Origin of the sequence: Microcystis sp. M090S1 (genome assembly GCF_020246295.1) — a bacterium.
Lineage (GTDB): Bacteria > Cyanobacteriota > Cyanobacteriia > Cyanobacteriales > Microcystaceae > Microcystis > Microcystis aeruginosa.
In genome coordinates this window covers 1-16,344 of the sequence record NZ_JADBTF010000005.1, presented here as the reverse complement: position 1 = coordinate 16,344, position 16,344 = coordinate 1, and the positions used below count along the sequence as shown (strand labels likewise).

Annotated in this window: 19 protein-coding genes; 7 read left to right on the top strand and 12 right to left on the bottom strand. The window is 44.6% G+C overall.

Annotated elements, in window-relative coordinates; all coding sequences use genetic code 11:
* Positions 1-213: 213 nt before the first annotated feature.
* On the bottom strand, positions 214-330 hold the full coding sequence (locus tag IM477_RS00230) for a photosystem II reaction center protein I (protein ID WP_002732356.1): 117 nt from the start codon (positions 328-330) through the stop codon (positions 214-216).
* A 375-nt stretch (positions 331-705) separates the two neighbouring features.
* Between IM477_RS00230 and rsmI the strand changes: the two genes are divergently transcribed.
* Positions 706-1,545 carry a 16S rRNA (cytidine(1402)-2'-O)-methyltransferase gene (gene rsmI, locus IM477_RS00225; RefSeq protein WP_287729952.1) on the top strand — a complete coding sequence of 280 codons (840 nt, stop codon included), beginning with the start codon at positions 706-708 and terminating at the stop codon, positions 1,543-1,545.
* A 36-nt stretch (positions 1,546-1,581) separates the two neighbouring features.
* On the opposite strand, the gene IM477_RS00220 is transcribed toward rsmI, so the two are convergent.
* The 5 genes from IM477_RS00220 to IM477_RS00200 form a co-directional block, all read right to left on the bottom strand.
* Positions 1,582-2,751, bottom strand: a complete 1,170-nt coding sequence (locus IM477_RS00220; protein WP_287729951.1) for an LptF/LptG family permease — start codon at positions 2,749-2,751, stop codon at positions 1,582-1,584.
* Between the two features lie 32 nt (positions 2,752-2,783).
* Positions 2,784-3,512 carry an LPS export ABC transporter ATP-binding protein gene (lptB, locus tag IM477_RS00215; RefSeq protein ID WP_002797884.1) on the bottom strand — a complete coding sequence of 243 codons (729 nt, stop codon included), beginning with the start codon at positions 3,510-3,512 and terminating at the stop codon, positions 2,784-2,786.
* 125 nt (positions 3,513-3,637) lie between these two features.
* Entirely contained in the window at positions 3,638-4,138 is a 501-nt protein-coding gene (locus tag IM477_RS00210) for an LptA/OstA family protein (protein WP_286825210.1), read from the bottom strand.
* Between the two features lie 153 nt (positions 4,139-4,291).
* Positions 4,292-4,717, bottom strand: a complete 426-nt coding sequence (locus IM477_RS00205) for a DUF309 domain-containing protein (RefSeq protein ID WP_045356566.1) — start codon at positions 4,715-4,717, stop codon at positions 4,292-4,294.
* A 9-nt stretch (positions 4,718-4,726) separates the two neighbouring features.
* On the bottom strand, positions 4,727-5,086 hold the full coding sequence (locus tag IM477_RS00200) for a ferredoxin thioredoxin reductase catalytic beta subunit (RefSeq protein WP_002760795.1): 360 nt from the start codon (positions 5,084-5,086) through the stop codon (positions 4,727-4,729).
* 256 nt (positions 5,087-5,342) lie between these two features.
* Here IM477_RS00200 and IM477_RS00195 point away from each other — a divergent pair, with 256 nt between their 5' ends.
* Complete coding sequence (locus IM477_RS00195; protein WP_287079968.1) at positions 5,343-5,642, top strand: DUF1816 domain-containing protein; 300 nt, start codon at positions 5,343-5,345, stop codon at positions 5,640-5,642.
* Positions 5,611-6,258 carry a ComF family protein gene (locus tag IM477_RS00190; RefSeq protein ID WP_286825205.1) on the top strand — a complete coding sequence of 216 codons (648 nt, stop codon included), beginning with the start codon at positions 5,611-5,613 and terminating at the stop codon, positions 6,256-6,258. Before IM477_RS00195 ends, IM477_RS00190 begins: the two co-directional genes overlap by 32 nt.
* A gap of 44 nt (positions 6,259-6,302) precedes the next feature.
* Here IM477_RS00190 and psbX read toward each other — a convergent pair whose 3' ends face one another.
* Positions 6,303-6,422 (bottom strand): photosystem II reaction center X protein, encoded by a 120-nt coding sequence (gene psbX / locus IM477_RS00185; RefSeq protein ID WP_002759073.1) that lies wholly within the window; start codon positions 6,420-6,422, stop codon positions 6,303-6,305.
* A gap of 571 nt (positions 6,423-6,993) precedes the next feature.
* On the opposite strand from psbX, the gene IM477_RS00180 reads away from it, so the two are divergent.
* Positions 6,994-7,293 (top strand): hypothetical protein, encoded by a 300-nt coding sequence (locus IM477_RS00180; RefSeq protein ID WP_287077874.1) that lies wholly within the window; start codon positions 6,994-6,996, stop codon positions 7,291-7,293.
* Between the two features lie 35 nt (positions 7,294-7,328).
* Here the strand turns inward: IM477_RS00180 and IM477_RS00175 are convergent, their stop codons facing one another.
* Together IM477_RS00175 and IM477_RS00165 are read right to left on the bottom strand one after the other, a co-directional pair.
* Positions 7,329-8,261 carry a DNA adenine methylase gene (locus IM477_RS00175; protein ID WP_287729950.1) on the bottom strand — a complete coding sequence of 311 codons (933 nt, stop codon included), beginning with the start codon at positions 8,259-8,261 and terminating at the stop codon, positions 7,329-7,331.
* A 295-nt stretch (positions 8,262-8,556) separates the two neighbouring features.
* Complete coding sequence (locus IM477_RS00165) at positions 8,557-8,709, bottom strand: type II restriction endonuclease (RefSeq protein WP_287729954.1); 153 nt, start codon at positions 8,707-8,709, stop codon at positions 8,557-8,559.
* A 246-nt stretch (positions 8,710-8,955) separates the two neighbouring features.
* Here IM477_RS00165 and ftsH2 point away from each other — a divergent pair, with 246 nt between their 5' ends.
* Positions 8,956-10,842, top strand: a complete 1,887-nt coding sequence (gene ftsH2, locus IM477_RS00160) for an ATP-dependent zinc metalloprotease FtsH2 (protein ID WP_287729949.1) — start codon at positions 8,956-8,958, stop codon at positions 10,840-10,842.
* A 64-nt stretch (positions 10,843-10,906) separates the two neighbouring features.
* Here the strand turns inward: ftsH2 and IM477_RS00155 are convergent, their stop codons facing one another.
* On the bottom strand, positions 10,907-11,128 hold the full coding sequence (locus IM477_RS00155) for a neurohypophysial hormones like protein (RefSeq protein ID WP_287729947.1): 222 nt from the start codon (positions 11,126-11,128) through the stop codon (positions 10,907-10,909).
* A 37-nt stretch (positions 11,129-11,165) separates the two neighbouring features.
* Entirely contained in the window at positions 11,166-12,131 is a 966-nt protein-coding gene (holB, locus tag IM477_RS00150) for a DNA polymerase III subunit delta' (protein WP_287729946.1), read from the bottom strand.
* Positions 12,132-12,143: 12 nt separating this feature from the next.
* Here holB and IM477_RS00145 point away from each other — a divergent pair, with 12 nt between their 5' ends.
* Positions 12,144-12,485 (top strand): hypothetical protein, encoded by a 342-nt coding sequence (locus IM477_RS00145; protein ID WP_287729945.1) that lies wholly within the window; start codon positions 12,144-12,146, stop codon positions 12,483-12,485.
* Positions 12,486-12,684: 199 nt separating this feature from the next.
* Here IM477_RS00145 and IM477_RS00140 read toward each other — a convergent pair whose 3' ends face one another.
* Positions 12,685-15,015 (bottom strand): heavy metal translocating P-type ATPase, encoded by a 2,331-nt coding sequence (locus IM477_RS00140; RefSeq protein ID WP_287729953.1) that lies wholly within the window; start codon positions 15,013-15,015, stop codon positions 12,685-12,687.
* A gap of 495 nt (positions 15,016-15,510) precedes the next feature.
* On the opposite strand from IM477_RS00140, the gene IM477_RS00135 reads away from it, so the two are divergent.
* Positions 15,511-15,897 carry a type II secretion system protein gene (locus IM477_RS00135; RefSeq protein ID WP_190358549.1) on the top strand — a complete coding sequence of 129 codons (387 nt, stop codon included), beginning with the start codon at positions 15,511-15,513 and terminating at the stop codon, positions 15,895-15,897.
* The last annotated feature ends 447 nt before the right edge of the window (positions 15,898-16,344 follow it).

Genomic DNA, 16,344 nt, shown 5'->3' with positions numbered 1-16,344 from the left:
TAAGACGCATTTAAAGCACTTATTCTTAAGATTAGCCGAATCTCCCCCAATCCCTTTACTGTTGCCTCTTGCCTCTTGCCTCTTGCCTCGTCTCAACAAGCAATTTAAATGCTTAACAGCTTACTACCATGATCATTATTTCTAGGGAGACAGGGAAAGTCCGATAACTTGTTCCCTGTGTCTCTACCCTAGAACCAGTTTGATAATTGTCTTCTACTCAAAGTCTTTGCGTCCGGGGTTACGGGTAGGATCGCCGGAAAGGAAGCCAAAGATAAAAAGTAAGACAAAGAAGGAAACAACGATATAAACGGCGATTTTTAGGGTTAACATTACTAAGACGTTCTCCTTAGACTAGATTAATTCAATAACAGGGGTGAGCATACCTTGACCTACTTTACCCTATTTGAGTGATCCCTGAACAGAGAAAAGTGATCGGTTATCAGTTATCAGTTATCAGTTATCAGTTATCAGATAAGTGGGTGGGTGGAATTAAATATAAGATGAACGTAGGTTGGGTTGAAGCATGAAACCCAACGCTCGCTCATGTTACGCTACCGCTAACCCATCCTACAAATAATTGTGCCTCCCTACTTATGAGTTTTTAGTGGACAGTCTGATCAGTGATAGGTTATCAGTCGTCAGCCTACTGTTTACTGTTTACTGATCACTGAAAATACAACTAAATAGCCTATTTTTAGCCAATTTATGAATAATCTCGGTAAATTATATGTGGTGGGAACGCCGATCGGCAATTTAGACGATCTGACTTTCCGGTCCCTGGCAACTCTCAAAAAAGTCGCTCTAATTGCTGCCGAAGATACCAGACACACGGGCAAATTATTGCAGCATTTTGATATTCCAACCCCTCAAATTAGTTACCACGAACATAATCGTCTTTCCCGTCTCGATCAGTTATTAAATATTCTCAGCCAAGGTCAGGATATCGCCTTGGTTACTGATGCGGGAATGCCGGGGATTTCTGACCCAGGTTATGAGTTAATTAAAGCTTGTATAGAAGCTAAGATCGAAGTGGTTCCCATCCCCGGAGTAACGGCGGTAATTACTGCTTTAGCGGTGTCGGGATTACCCACGGAAAGATTCTGTTTTGAAGGATTTCTTCCGGGTAAGGAAAAGCTCAGACAAGAGCGCTTAGAGGGTTTAAAAACTGAAACGAGAACGATGGTTTTTTATGAAGCTCCTCACAAACTTATTAAGACTTTGGAGGATTTACGAGAAACTTTCGGCCCCACGAGAAAGATAGTTTTAGGTCGGGAATTAACCAAGCTTTACGAAGAAATTTGGCGAGGAACTGTCGCCGAGGCGATTAATTTATATCTGGCGAATAAAACTCCTAAAGGGGAATTTACTATCGTAGTTATGGGCAACAATCGGTTCGATACTATCCAATTATCCGACGAGGAATTAAAACGGGAATTAAAACAAATTATCGAAGGAGGAGTTAATCGATCGCAAGCCAGCAGACAATTAGCACAGGTTACTAATTTATCCCGCAGTCGTTTATATAAATTAGCCTTAGAAATTTGATGATTATCAATTTTTATTCCCACCGCTAACCCTCGATTACTTAGCTGATTGAAGTAACAAAATTCCCCCGGCAGTTAATCCTAAAATATTGGGCAACCAAGCGGCCATCAAGGGGGTTAAAACTCCGCCAATGCCTAAGGAACTGGTGACAAAAGATAGGAGATAATAGGAGAAAATTAGGACAATACAAATACCGAAACTGGTGGCTTTATTAGAATTTTGGGGACGCAATCCCAAGGCTGCCCCAATCATCCCAAAAACTAAACAAACAAAGGGTAAAGATATTTTCTGCTCGATTTGAACCTGCAATTTTCTAATTTTGGTGGGGTTGCCGCTTAATTGCAGTATTTCTAGGTATTCCCGCGCTTGTCTCAGGGTCATTTCCGAACCATCTCGGCCTCGAAAAGCTAAATCTAAAGGGGTACGCGGTAGGGCTAATTGTTGATGTTGAAAGCGGACAATATTACGATAGGAACCCTTAGGATCAATTAGATAAATTGTGCCGTTATAAAAATCCCAAATATTTTTTTCAATATTCCAAGAAGCTGATTCTGAGGTAATAATTTGATTAACTTCCGGCTGGGTGCGATCGAGAATGGTTAAACCTAGCATCTCTTGACCGTTAAATCTTTCGGCATAAAATAACCTTCTTAATACCGTTTGAGGTGCCCCTCCATCCGGTTGCCGCACTTTGCCGTATTCAGGATAAATAATATTATCTTCAATAAAAGATTTGCGATTTGGTCGTAGGGCTTTGGTCATGGTAGCATTAGCTTCATAACTGGCAGCCGGAGCCACATAATCATTAAAAACGTAGGTTAATCCCGTCACTATTAAACTTAGCACAATGGCGGGAATTATTAGGCGATAAACACTAATTCCAATACTTTTCAAAGCAATTAATTCGCTATCACTGGCTAAACGACTGTAGGCCATTAAAGCCGCTAAAAGTATTGACATGGGAAAGGCTAAAACGATAAACTCTGGCATTTTTAATAAGAGAATTTTTAAGGCCAAAGTAAAAGGTAAACCCGATTCAGTAATCCGTCGCACTAAATCAAATAAAGTACCGATCGCCACTCCCAAAGAAGTGAATAAACCCATACCAAATAAAAAGGGCAATAATAACTCGACAAAAATATAGCGGTCTAAGATGCTAAATCCGGGTATTCTACTTAAATTTCCTTGCCAATTGCTAACTTTCATGATATAATGCAGCGATTTTTTATTAATAACAATTATCGGAAAAAATTATCACCCAAATAATACTGACGCACCAGAGGATTATTATAAAGTTCTTCGCCACTTCCCGCCGCTAAAATCTGCCCTTCGCGCATAATATAAGCCCGATTAGTGATAGCCAAAGTTTCTCGCACATTGTGATCGGTAATTAAAATTCCCATCTGACGATCCCTTAAACCGGCGATCATCGCTTGAATCTCGGACACAGCGATCGGATCCACCCCGGCGAAAGGTTCATCTAATAATAAAAATCTCGGTCCGTTGACTCCCACCGCTAAAGCGCGAGCTAATTCTGTCCTTCTTCTTTCTCCTCCGGAAACGTAGGCTCCTTTAGTGCGAACAATCTTATCGAGGCGAAATTCTTTTAATAAATCATAGAGACGATTTGCCCGTTGGGAAAAGGGAACCCCCGACTGTTCTAGGGCTAACTGAATATTTTCTGATACAGTTAAATAACGAAAAATACTGGCCTGCTGCGTCAGATAGCCAATACCCAGACGCGCCCTTTGATTAAGGGGTAATTTGGTAATTTCTTTTTGATCGAGCCAAACGCGCCCTTGATTCGGTTTAATTAATCCCGTGGCGATATAAAAAGTTGTGGTTTTCCCCGCACCATTTGGTCCTAATAACCCGACAATTTCTCCCGGGGCAACAGTAATACTCACCCGGTTAACCACGAGCCTTTTACCGTAGGATTTATGGATATTTTCTAATACTAAAGTCATCTTTATCGGGGGATGGGGGATGGGGGATGGGGGATGGGGGATGGGGGATGGGGTTGGGGAAGTGGGGAAGTGGGGAGAAAAAAAGCTGACTCCTGAATTCTGTCTCGGAGACTACTGACTCCCAATCACTGCGGGTTAATAATTGGGGCAGCGGGGAGGGAAGGGGAAGGTATGGGTGCGGGTGTCGGAGAAGCAGCCGGTTGGGGGGAAGTTTCGTTATCTTTGACTAAATAAATTGACTCCACCTGCTGACTGGTTTGGGGAGTAGCGATAAATCTGCCCTCATCGACTAGATAAGTCATCGTTTCGGCGCGGATACTGTTGCCTTCCTGCAAAACGTAAACGTTACCCGTCATCACTAAACGACGTTCGCGGCTAAAATACTGAGCTTGGGCGGAAGTGGCCTGCATTTTGCGAGCGGGATAGAACACTTGTACGTTACCCCGAGCAGTAATTACCCCCGTTTTTGAGTTCGCCTCCTGAATATCCGATCGCACTGTCATAGCATTACCGGGTACAATATTCTGCTGTGCTTTGACTAGGGGAGAATTGCCCAATCCCACCATTAAGCCAGCAGAAACGAGGGAAACTAGCCATCCTCTGATTTTTGTGTATCTTGCTCTCATAGAAATGTCGCCTATAAGTAAATGGTTTCAATTAAATTGAAGATAGATTTTGTCTTTGATCCCCCCTTAATCCCCCCTTGATAAGGGGGGTGCTGACAATTTTTAACACCCACCTACTTAGATGTAATTGTATTGACTAACTAATCTAGCTTTTTAGAGGACAGGATGACTTTTGAGGATTTTCGGCAGAGAACATATAGATCGATCGAGGTGGGGATGAGGATGTTCCTGATTGCTTTTCATCCCTTCTAGCACTGCCGGTAAAGCTTGGGGATCGAGATTCTGTAAAAAGTTTAATAGATCCAAACTCTCCCCCACCAAGTGCGTCACGTTGATCCCCTCGTAATCGGGTTGATAGTGTTGTAAACGTCTAACCCCTTCTCCCAAAAGGATTACCGCTCCGCGCCAGTTATTATTTTCTAGATGGTAACAAGCGACAGCAATCTGCAAAATGCCTTGATAAAAGGTTTTTTCTGGCTCTGCGGACTCCATCCACAAAGCCTCTAGGGTATCATGACAAGCATAGAATTGCTGGCGATTAAATTCGTCGATTCCTTGGCCAAAAGCGGTGGCTGTCATTACCCTAAACTAATGCCCCTTCATCGATTCGCGGACTTCTTGGATATAGTCGAGGGAAATTATCTGTTCTTCCCCAGCAAACTCGTTATCGGGGGTAATAAATAGCATACAGTGACATTCTTTCCGTTCCCGCATCGGTACACAGGGACAATTCCAGAAAGTATTTTTTACCTCCGCTTCTTTGTCTTCGTAGTGACGACAGGGACATAAAGGAGCTCCTAATTCGTCCTTATGACGCGCTAATCCCTCAATTACTACGGCTGTCACCGAGAGATCGCTACAGAAGTAAGTATTTGTACGTCTAGCGTACTGTTCGGCAAAATTCTTCATCGCCTCAAGACTCTTATCTGTGTCTGTGATCTGGCTCATAGTTATCTGATCCCCTTAGCTTTCTAAAAAAAAAACTTTTTACTATCCTATCTCGATCCGCTTCCCCTTGGCTGAGGGGAATTTTTAGAATCTCTTTCGATTTTGCGACCGATCCCCTTGTTACTCTAATACGATAAAAAGACTCTCTTTGGCCAGAAGCTGTATTTTTTGGCCGGCAAATGGGAATTATGGGGGCAAAGTTCCTCAAAACCTATCCTTGATTCCCGCAATCCCTGTACCCTATCACTACCAGAACATGATTTTATCTTTCTTGGAGACAAAGAAAATTTCTGACGATAATACCCCTTGGTGGCTGAAAATTACCTCCCTTTCCCCCCACTGTATTTACTATTTTGGTCCCTTTGCTTCTTTTGAGGAAGCACAACAGCATCAGGGGGGTTATCTACAAGATCTAGAGTCCGAAGGAGCGCAAGGAATCAGTCTTTCGATCGAGCGGAGTAATCCCCATTATTTGACCGTTTTTGACGACGGAAATCAGGATCTAGCTAAAACTTTTGCTTCCCATGCTCGAACCTTTTCTCGCTTTATTTCTTAAGTCTCCCTGTCCTCTTTGTCAACGGCAGAGCGAGCGAGAGCTTTGCCGTGATTGTGGGCGACAATTACAGTCCTATCGTCAGAATAACCCGCTTTTTCTCTGGCGTGGTTCTATTCCCCTGTTTATCTGGGGACGCTATGAAGGTAAATTAAAACAGGCGATCGCTAAAATGAAATATGATCGCCATCCCGCTCTCGGCTCTTTGCTAGGCAGTTGCATGGGGGAAACTTGGCTGCTTCGTCCTCCCCTCACCGATAAACGCTTGACGGTGATTCCTATCCCTCTCCACCCAGAAAGATTAAAGGAAAGGGGTTTTAATCAAGCAGAAGCTATTGGCGAGGGTTTTTGTCGTTTAACCGGTTATCCTCTGGCTAGTCGCGGATTAATTCGGATTAAGAACACGGCAGCCTTATTTAGTCTGGCAGCCGAGGAGAGAAAAAAGACGATGCAAGCGGCTTTTCAACTGGGGAAAAATTTACCGAAATCAGTGCCGATTCTCTTAATTGATGATATTTATACCACGGGAACCACGATCGAGGAAGCTGTGCAGGTTTTACAAACGGAGGGATATCGGGTAGTCGGTGCGATCGCTCTTGCCAGTTCCAAAATTAGCTAAAATGCCCAGACGGAATCGGTCTAGGCATTTAGAGTTAGATTAAATTAAGTCCGTTTGATCTTGTCGTATTGACTGATGAAAATCAAACCGATAGTGGCAGGAATCAGGACGATAGCCGCACCTAAAACAAGGCTCCAGAGAAAGTTAGCTAAAGAGGGTGTCATGATAGATAAATCCTTTGTCATATTTTCAAAGACTTAGTTTTTTATCTTATCACCTTGGGCGAGAAGACCCCCAGTTCCACGACCAGATAGATGCGATCGCAGGTTTTATCGAAAATTTGGGTTAAAACCCCGTCCTTTGAGGACGGCTTTATGTTAAAATGAAATTGGTTTGAATCCCCTGAGTGGGCGGTAGTGAATGGCTCGATTGAGTTGAACCCTGGAACTCGAAAGTCTGCATAAGAGACAAAAAGGGAGGGTAGCGAAAACCTCGTCAAACATAGCGCAGTAGTTCCGCTCAACAACGGTGAAGGAAAAACCAGTAAAAATCTTTGTCGTCAGACAGATAGGGTAGGGCATACCCAAATCTTGGTTGAAAGACCAAAACGCTTGGAGAGTGAACCAGAAAAAGGATAACTAGATAGCAAGTGATATTCTAGTAGGTTCGGTTCAGACATAATCGTGTAAGACCTAAGTAAGGGAAACCAGAAAGGGCTGTGATTAGCTCAAGAATCCTCACGCCTTTAGGCCCAGGAGTGTCAAAAAACTTTAAACTAGGCTGGCAAAGATTGTTATGGCTACTGACGATCGCAAACGTCGCATTCTCGATCATCTCTCCAGAAGCACCAGTGGTGCTGACTATATTCCCAAAAAACCGCTGCCAATTGTGGAAACTCCCCCGCTGGCAGCGCAACCGGTGGCAGCGCCGCCTCCAGTGACTCCTTCACCGGAATTAACTGCTAAAGAGCGCAAAAGAAAGATAATGTCCCATCTTTCCATGAGTAGTGAAGATTTTGGCGAAATTACTAGCACTACCCCCCAAGAAAAGCGTAAACGCCAAATTAATGACCATCTACGCCAAAGCCAAGGATAAATAGCAAGGAGTGAGAATTTGCAACTAGGCATCTTCTAGACTGTTCTCACTCCCTCATTTTCTGCTGTCGATGGGAATAATGACAGTTGTTGCAAATCAGTTCCTCGCTCTGGCAACAAGGGAATGTTAAAGTTAGTAATGATCGCTTCGGTGATCGGATGACGTAATTTTTCTGTGGAACCCACATGATAAAAATGCTCTTTAGTATAGATATAAAACTTATCAGCACTCCAATTTTTTTTAATTAAAGGATTGCTTCTAAACTGATTACTGTGCCAAGTGGACAAAATAAAACGACAAGAAATATCCTTTAAAATAGTCACCAAACAATCTTCATCCTCTTCAGACCAAGAGTTAAAATAATCGACGTGTCTCCCTAAATAAGGAGGATCGAGATAGATCAAGTCTGTTTTTTGCCAATCAGATAAAGTCTCTCGAAAGTCAGCAACTTGAAAATTATAATCAGTTTTAATAAGAATATTTTCTAGGGCAATAACTTGATTGAATATTTTGGTAATATATGCTTGAGAAAATCGTTCTGATTTATGACAGTAAGGGACGTTAAACTGTCCCTTACGATTGAATCTCATCACGCCATTAAAACAGGAGCGATTGAGAAATAAAAAATCTAGAGAATTAGGAGATTGATTAAATCTTTCTCGTACTTGATAATAATAACTTTCTCCCTGCTCCTTAAGAACTTGACCATTTTCTTGCAAAAAAAGCTTAACAGTTTTACTGGTAATAACTTGATTTTTTAGATTATTATAAAACTGGATAATATGAGTATTTGTGTCCGCAAGTAAAGCCTTTTTGGGATTAATATTAAAAGCCACCACTCCCGATCCAGAAAAGGGTTCTATCCAACGCCCAAAGCTCAGATCAGACACAATATTTTTAACATCTTTTACCAATTTAGTTTTAATTCCTTGACACTTAATCGGTGGCACAAGTGGCGTTAACTTCACTAAACACTCTCCTCATCAATAGTAATCTCTATCCATAGCAAACTTAGCTCCTGTTGGCTCGTGAATAAAGGTTAAATCAGGGTAAAAATTTTGTTGAGATACTAACTCTATCTTGGGTGCATCTCATTTTTGCCCTCTCAAAAATTAATTATGCAAGAACTCTATAGTAGGGTTGATTCATGAATCAACCCTACCCAAACCCCCCGTTGGGTGCGTGGCGCCGCCCCCAAACCTCGGAGCGCATTAGTTTTTCGGTGGGATGCTTACAGGTAGCTGCTGATATATCTGTAATAATTTAAGGGTCACTGATAATTGCTGATTGTTGGTATTTCTGCATAAGTGAGATACACCCCTCTATCTTTAATTGGTTACATCTAGCAAAATTATCAAATATGGGAAAAAGAAGCAATTCTAGGATTTTGGAGATGATTTTCGTATCAATAGATATAGTATATACTTCTAGGCAGTTTAAATTCAGTACAGCTTATCCCAGAAACCATGAGACTCTTGCTAGAACAAATGAACTAAAAAAAATTCTCGTCACCATTGTTGTCAGAATTATGAGAATTACGTTACATTTAGTTAAGATTTAATTGGCTGCGGGGATTAATCTCGAAAAAATAACCTAAAATCCTTGACAAAAACAGCTAAATGAGTTAAGCAAAAATCTTTATCCTAGAACCACTAAACAAACATGAAACTATCCTGGAAAACGATTTTACTGTGGACATTGCCCGCCCTTGTGGTCGGTTTTTTCCTCTGGCAAGGCACTTTTGCCACGGCCACCGGTAAGATCGGCAATAACACCGCCACTACCCGCATGACCTACGGACGCTTTCTAGAATACCTAGACAGTGGTAGGGTTGTCAGCGTCGATCTCTACGAAGGTGGCAGAACCGCGATCGTACAGGCCCTGGATCCGGAACTAGAAAACCGAGTACAACGCCTACGGGTCGATTTACCGGCCAATTCCCCCGATTTAATCGCCCGTTTACGCGATTCTAAAATCAGTTTCGATGCTCACCCGATGCGGAATGACGGCGCTTGGTGGGGATTCCTCGGTAATCTACTTTTCCCCTTTTTGCTGATTGCCGCTCTCTTTTTCCTGTTCCGCCGTTCTAATAATATCCCCGGCGGTCCGGGTCAAGCGATGAGTTTTGGTAAATCAAAAGCCCGTTTCCAGATGGAAGCAAAAACCGGCATCACCTTTGATGATGTGGCGGGAATTGACGAAGCGAAGGAAGAATTACAAGAAGTCGTCACTTTCCTCAAACAACCAGAGAAATTTACCGCCGTCGGTGCCAAAATCCCCAAAGGAGTCCTTTTAGTTGGCCCCCCCGGTACGGGTAAAACCCTGTTGGCTAAAGCGATCGCCGGTGAAGCGGGTGTACCTTTCTTCAGCATTTCCGGTTCGGAATTTGTGGAAATGTTTGTCGGTGTCGGTGCTTCTCGCGTGCGCGATTTGTTCAAAAAAGCCAAGGAAAATGCTCCCTGTTTAATCTTTATCGATGAAATTGACGCGGTAGGTCGTCAACGGGGTGCCGGTATCGGTGGCGGTAACGATGAACGGGAACAAACCCTAAACCAATTATTGACAGAAATGGACGGTTTCGAGGGTAATACGGGAATTATCATCATTGCCGCCACTAACCGCCCCGATGTTCTCGATTCCGCTCTCATGCGTCCGGGCCGTTTTGATCGCCAAGTAACCGTCGATGCGCCCGATTTTAAAGGTCGTTTAGAGATTTTAGACGTTCACGCCCGCAATAAAAAGCTGGCTAACGACGTTTCCATCGAAGCGATCGCCCGTCGCACTCCGGGGTTCAGTGGAGCAGATTTAGCCAATTTACTGAACGAAGCGGCAATTTTAACCGCTCGTCGTCGTAAAGATGCCATTACCCTCCTAGAGATAGATGACGCGGTAGATCGCGTTATCGCCGGTATGGAAGGCACTCCTTTAGTCGATAGCAAGAGCAAGCGCTTAATCGCTTACCATGAAGTGGGTCATGCGATCGTGGGTACGCTCTTAAAAGATCACGATCCCGTCCAGAAAGTGACTCTGATTCCCCGGGGACAGGCCCAGGGTTTAACTTGGTTCACTCCCAACGAAGAACAGGGTTTAACCACGAAAGCGCAGTTAATGGCCCGGATTTCCGGTGCTTTAGGTGGTCGGGCGGCCGAGGAAGAAATCTTCGGCTATGATGAGGTGACTACCGGTGCGGGTGGCGATTTACAGCAAGTCTCTGATATGGCGCGTCAGATGGTGACTCGTTTCGGGATGAGCGATTTGGGTCCTTTGTCCCTAGAAAGTCAGGGGGGTGAAGTGTTCCTCGGTGGCGGTTTGATGACTCGTTCCGAGTATTCTGAGAAGGTCGCTACTCGCATCGATGATCAGGTGCGATCAATCGTGGAACACTGCCATGAAATTTCTCGGCAAATTGTCCGCGATCATCGCGAAGTGATCGATCGAGTGGTGGACCTGCTGATCGAAAAAGAAACGATCAATGGGGAAGAATTCCGGCAGATTGTGGCTGAATACGCCTACGTTCCCGAAAAAGAACAGTTTGTACCACAGTTATAGGTTGATTTCAATCTATAGGCGATCGGGTGGGTTAAAGCTCACCCGATTTTTTTATCCTAGGAATTTAGTTATCATCATCATCATCGTCATCGTCTTTTTTATCCCGTTGATTATCACCGTCTTTTTGCTGCTTTTCCCCGTCTTTATCGCTATCTTCGTCTTTTTGGGGGGATTCTACCGTGGTAGGGACGGTTTTCGGTTCTTCGGCTTCTTTTCCTCCCTGACAAGCAGCTAAAACCGTAGTCAAGGTTAACAGAATCAGCAAAACTAAGGATTTGATTTTCAAGGTCTTTCTCCCCACTCGATCGATAAATATAACAATTTTAAGACTTTTGGGCGGTGGATAGTTTGGCTAATGCCAAGAAAGTGCATTCCCAGACTAAACGGGGTTGAACGTAGGCTAACAGCTGCCGGCGGGTTTTTTCCAAGATTTCTAAAATCGATCGCTCTCGTCGTCGTTGCCAATCCTCATACTGAAGATAACTCACATACCATAATTGGGTTTCCGTGTCAAGAGTTTGAGGGATAATTTTGGCTAATTCCAGTGCTTGGGAGAGTTTTAGGGGAAACTTGCTCAAAGATCGCGGTAAATCTTGGGGGAGACTGTCGAGAAACTCTAAAGCGGCGATCGCTTCTCCGGGGCTACCTTGGGCTAAACCGAGAATTGCCGGATAATTGAGAACGCGAGCGTGTCCGTTAGAGCGGAGGACTTGAGCGAGATTTTCTTCCGAAAGACGCTGAAAAGGGATGTGTTGACAGCGAGAAACGAGAGTAGGTAGTAAAGAGGATGGACTGGGAGCAATCAGGATTAAAGTGGCTTTTCCCGGTTCCTCAAGCGTTTTTAAGAGGGCATTTGCCGCCGATTCCGTCATGGTGTCTGCTTGCTCGATCACTACCACAGAGCGGGCCGATTCCAGGGGAGGACGACTTAAAAAGTTAGTAATCTCGCGAATTTGCTCGATGCGGATTTGCGGGGGGGCTTTACGCTTGAGATTGCTTTCCTGTGCTTCTTTTGCGGTGAGCAGTTTGCCTTGGTGTTGATAAGTGGGTTCAATCCAGAGTAAATCGGGATGATTGCCTCCCAGAAAGCGTTTCAGGATTAATTCCCTTGTTTCTGGCGATCGATCTCTAGTTAACAAGTCTTGACAGAAACATTTTGCGGCCAGATTGCGTCCGATCCCCCTAGCGCCGGCGAATAAGTAAGCGGGAGCGATCGAATTGATTTCAAGCGCTCTTTGTAGTAGTTCAATGGCCTGATTTTGACCGATTAACCGTGACCAATCTATCATCTTTTCCCTGCCATGGCTCGCTATTCCTGTTCCTATTTTGTCGGAATTTCTCCTCATCAGACCGGGTTTTTATACGATGATATCCTAAGTTTGGGTGAATTTGAAATCATCAAGCGCCGGACCGATGTCTTGCTTTTATCGGAAGTTCCTAACGATGCTCTCTTTCCCCAGTTAGTGAAAGTGGAATTGTTTATCCATCCTCCCACTAGCTCGGAACTTCAGATCGATTTATTGGTAAAAAATCATGAATTGCCCCTGAGAACTAATAATCGTTGTCGGCGATTTTTTGAATCTATTCACCAGATTATTACCAAAAATTATCAAGGTCAATCCCTGACCAGAATTACCGCTTAACCCGATTTGTTCCTGTCTCCGTCAACTGACAAAGACGGGGACAAAATACCATCTTGGCTCTCTTAGGTAACGAACCACAAAGACACAGAGTACACAGAGATTGATCGCTCCTGTATCAGTGAAACTTATCACACAAAGAATAAGAGAGCCGCTCTTTTTGGTGCTTGATAGATTTATCGAGAAAAAATCGGTAATTGCTTTAGTTTTTGCCTTCCTTCGTCGATTTGAGCGGGGGAAATTGACGACGTAAAAGCAGGGAATTACTCACTACCATAACCGAACTAAAAGCCATTAAAGCTGCTGCTAGGGCCGGACTGAAAGCTAGACCCCAACGGGGCAGTAATAAACCACCGGCAATGGGAATAGCAAAGGTATTATAACCCAAAGCCCAAAAAAGATTTTGTCGGATTTTTTGCCATGTGGCCAGACTTAAATGCAGAGATTGCACCACATCCTCTAAGCGATCGCTAATTAAAACGATCCCGGCCGTTTCTATGGCCACTTCCGTGCCACTGGCCAGAGCAATACCGATGTTAGCCTGTCCTAGTGCAGGAGCGTCATTGATACCATCCCCGACCATAGCCACGATTTTGCCCTCTTTTGTCTGTAGGTCGGCAATTAAGGCGGATTTTTCGGTGGGAGCAACTTGGGCATAAAATTGGCTAATACCCAAACTATTAGCGATCGCTGTCACCGCTTCTTGGCGATCTCCACTGAGTAAAATCACCTCTAAACCGAGTTTTTGCAACTGATTCACGGTTGTTTGAGCATCGGGACGCAATCGATCCTGAAAAGCGATCGCGCCGAGTAATTGTTCTTCCATACCCAGATAAATCACCGTTTTACCCGCTTGTAAAAGCTCTTGAATCCCCCAGATAGTTTCATCGATTTTAATGCCGTTCTGCGCCAACCATTGCCGATTTCCCAGAACAATTTTCGACCCCTGCACCCTTGCCGAAACTCCCAATCCGGCCACAGTTTGAAAATCTTCCCCCGTCAGGTTAGTAGGGGGAGTAACCGCGTCTAAAATCGCCCGAGCGAGAGGATGATTAGTACCACTCTCTACTACTGCCGCTAATTGTTGAATTTCCAGGGGATTAAGGATAGAAAAACTCAAACAATCGGTAATTTCCGGATGACCTTGGCTAAGGGTTCCCGTTTTGTCAAAAACCACCGTTTGCAGTCGCGAGACGGTTTCCAAAACATCGCCCCCTTTAATCAAAATACCCCTTTCGGCTGCTAAACTGGTTCCCACCAGTAGGGCCGTCGGTGTGGCTAAACCGAGAGCGCAGGGACAAGCGACCACAAGCACAGAAATCGCTAATTTTAGGGACAAAAGTAAGGGAGAAGTGGGTTGAATCATCTCGTGGTGTCCTGTGGTTGACCCTAACACCTCTGGAAAAAGCCTAGTTCCCCAAAAATACCAAAAGAGCAGCACAATTAGGGCAATTATCATGACTCCGTAGGCAAAATAACCCGCTACCCGGTCCGCTATCTTCTGTACCGGGGCCTTGCGAGTTTGGGCTGATTCCACAGCTGCGATAATCTTAGCTAGGGTGGTATCGGTCCCCACCTGACGAGTTTGTACGGCGATCGCACCGGAGAGATTGAAACTGCCGGCAATGACTAGATCTCCCATTTCCTTGACCACCGGCAGCGATTCCCCCGTTAACAAAGCTTCATCTACCGTGGTTCTTCCCTGAATAATCTCCCCATCCACGGGAATTTTTTCCCCGGGTAAGACACGCACCCATTCCCCGACGCGCAACTGTTCCACGGGAATGGCCACGCCCACACGGTCATCTGTACTACCAATTAGGTGAGCCACTGCCGGTTGTAGGGAAGTAAGCGCTTCTAGGTCTGCGGCCGCGCGATGACGGGAATGCGCTTCTAGAGTCCGTCCGAGGAGAATAAACCCTAACAGCATGACTGGTTCATCGAAAAAGCACTCTAAACCGAGATTAGGGAAGATAAGAGCCAAACAACTGGCTATATAGGCGCTACCTGTGCCTAAACTAACGAGAGTGTTCATATTTGGCATCCCGTGCCGTAATCCGCGCCAACCATCGATGAAAATATCGCGGCCGGGGAATAAAATGGCTAGGGTGGCCAAAGTCCAGTGAAAAGCAATACTTTGAAGGATGGGGATTTCTGGTCCCCCGATGTGGTGTAAGTGACCAATCAGGGAAAAAACCAGTAAACAACAAGCGATCGCTAATCGGTATAATTGTTGTTGCTGTTCTTTTTGCTGGTTTTGCAGCCGTTGATTTTGTTGAGAAAGGGGAGTCGATGAGCTGCGCGGTTGGGTGGGGAATCCAATCGCGGTTAATTTTGCGGCTAATTGCTCTGGTGCGATCGCATCTGGTTGGTATTCAATCACGGCAATTTCCGTGATTAGGTTAACTTGGGCCGATTTTACCCCTTGATTTTGGCTGAGTTGTCGTTCTACGGCACTAACACAGCCGGCGCATTTCATGCCTTTTACGTCTAGAGTAGCGGTTTTTAGTCCAGTTTCGGCGGCTAGGATCATAGAAAAAGTAGGCAAGGATGGTCTTTACTTCTATCCTAGAAATTCTCGGCCGATTTTTAAACTATTTTGGCGATCTCTTCCCGATCCATTCTCGATCGGCAATACTATCAGAAGAGACTTGCCGCTCATTGTCAGTGGTTGCCGCATAATTACGAATCACGCCGATTGGTGGCGCTCAATTAGGGGGGGGCAGTGCGATGCCGAAGGCACTGCGTAGTAGTACGCTATCGCTGTAGGGTGCGTTCCCTAATACAAGTCCTAAGTGGGTGGGTGGAATTAAATATAAGATGAACGTAGGTTGGGCTTCGGCCGTGATCTTTTGCCGAACGGTTGAAGCATGAAACCCAACGCTAAGATAACTGCTATAGTTGGCATCCAGCTTTTTGTAAAGAAATTTAAATTTCACGCATAGTTAAGCCTCTTCAGCCTAAATAAACGAATAGAAACAGTTTTATTGTTCAGAAGCAAATCCAACACCTGTACTCAGGAAAAATCATGAACGCTAACTTCAAAACCAAACTGCTGCTCAAAATCGCCAACAAGAAGGCTAACAAAGGTTTCACCCTAATTGAACTCTTAGTCAATACTATTATTGTCGGCATTCTCGCAATCAGCGCCGTTTCTTTCCTAGGACAGATTTTTTTGGGCAGGAGTTTTGCCGAAAATCAACTGAGAGACCATGTTAATTCCGTTCTTAGAGAAGACCTAAAAGGAGCGAACTGTCAGGCAATAGATAGCGACAGTAACGGCTATGTCTCTTGTGACTATACGGTTGTTTCCCGACCTCAAGAGACTCGCCCGATTGAATGTGCCGCTTGGGGATGGTATGGCTTGATCAATCGCGGATGCCGCACTCGCTTTCCCAATTTCCCTAATCGCTAAGTTTTGGTGAGATGTAAAGCATCTTTTTCGGGATTTAGGGTAGATTTTGCCCCCACAAGGGTATTTGGACACACGCGATCACTATTGCGATCGCCGATCTGGTAGGGTGCGTTAATGAAATGTAACGCACCTTATCTAATGTTCAAAATTCGGGCGTTACGCTAACGCTAACACACCCTACAGCGATTGTTTCAGTGCGATCTGGTAGGGTGCGTTAATGAAATGTAACGCACCTTATCTAATGTTCAAAATTCGGGCGTTACGCTAACGCTAACACACCCTACTGGACTGTTTCAGTGCGATCTTGTAGCGATCTTGTAGGGTGCGTTAATGAAATGTAACGCACCTTATCTAATGTTCAAAATTCGTGCGTTACGCTAACGCTAACACACCCTACTGGACTGTTTCAGTGCGATGCCGAAGGCACTGCATAGCAGCTCTTGTAGG

Bases quoted from the DNA above. Each gene is read 5' to 3' on its own strand.
- IM477_RS00190 (WP_286825205.1), top strand. From the start codon at position 5,611: ATGCTCGAACCTTTTCTCGCTTTATTTCTTAAGTCTCCCTGTCCTCTT.
- psbX (WP_002759073.1), bottom strand. From the start codon at position 6,422: ATGACACCCTCTTTAGCTAACTTTCTCTGGAGCCTTGTTTTAGGTGCG.
- IM477_RS00145 (WP_287729945.1), top strand. From the start codon at position 12,144: ATGGCTCGCTATTCCTGTTCCTATTTTGTCGGAATTTCTCCTCATCAG.
- IM477_RS00220 (WP_287729951.1), bottom strand. From the start codon at position 2,751: ATGAAAGTTAGCAATTGGCAAGGAAATTTAAGTAGAATACCCGGATTT.
- IM477_RS00230 (WP_002732356.1), bottom strand. From the start codon at position 330: ATGTTAACCCTAAAAATCGCCGTTTATATCGTTGTTTCCTTCTTTGTC.
- IM477_RS00210 (WP_286825210.1), bottom strand. From the start codon at position 4,138: ATGAGAGCAAGATACACAAAAATCAGAGGATGGCTAGTTTCCCTCGTT.
- lptB (WP_002797884.1), bottom strand. From the start codon at position 3,512: ATGACTTTAGTATTAGAAAATATCCATAAATCCTACGGTAAAAGGCTC.
- holB (WP_287729946.1), bottom strand. From the start codon at position 12,131: ATGATAGATTGGTCACGGTTAATCGGTCAAAATCAGGCCATTGAACTA.
- IM477_RS00135 (WP_190358549.1), top strand. From the start codon at position 15,511: ATGAACGCTAACTTCAAAACCAAACTGCTGCTCAAAATCGCCAACAAG.
- IM477_RS00180 (WP_287077874.1), top strand. From the start codon at position 6,994: ATGGCTACTGACGATCGCAAACGTCGCATTCTCGATCATCTCTCCAGA.
- IM477_RS00205 (WP_045356566.1), bottom strand. From the start codon at position 4,717: ATGACAGCCACCGCTTTTGGCCAAGGAATCGACGAATTTAATCGCCAG.
- IM477_RS00200 (WP_002760795.1), bottom strand. From the start codon at position 5,086: ATGAGCCAGATCACAGACACAGATAAGAGTCTTGAGGCGATGAAGAAT.
- IM477_RS00195 (WP_287079968.1), top strand. From the start codon at position 5,343: ATGATTTTATCTTTCTTGGAGACAAAGAAAATTTCTGACGATAATACC.
- ftsH2 (WP_287729949.1), top strand. From the start codon at position 8,956: ATGAAACTATCCTGGAAAACGATTTTACTGTGGACATTGCCCGCCCTT.
- rsmI (WP_287729952.1), top strand. From the start codon at position 706: ATGAATAATCTCGGTAAATTATATGTGGTGGGAACGCCGATCGGCAAT.
- IM477_RS00140 (WP_287729953.1), bottom strand. From the start codon at position 15,015: ATGATCCTAGCCGCCGAAACTGGACTAAAAACCGCTACTCTAGACGTA.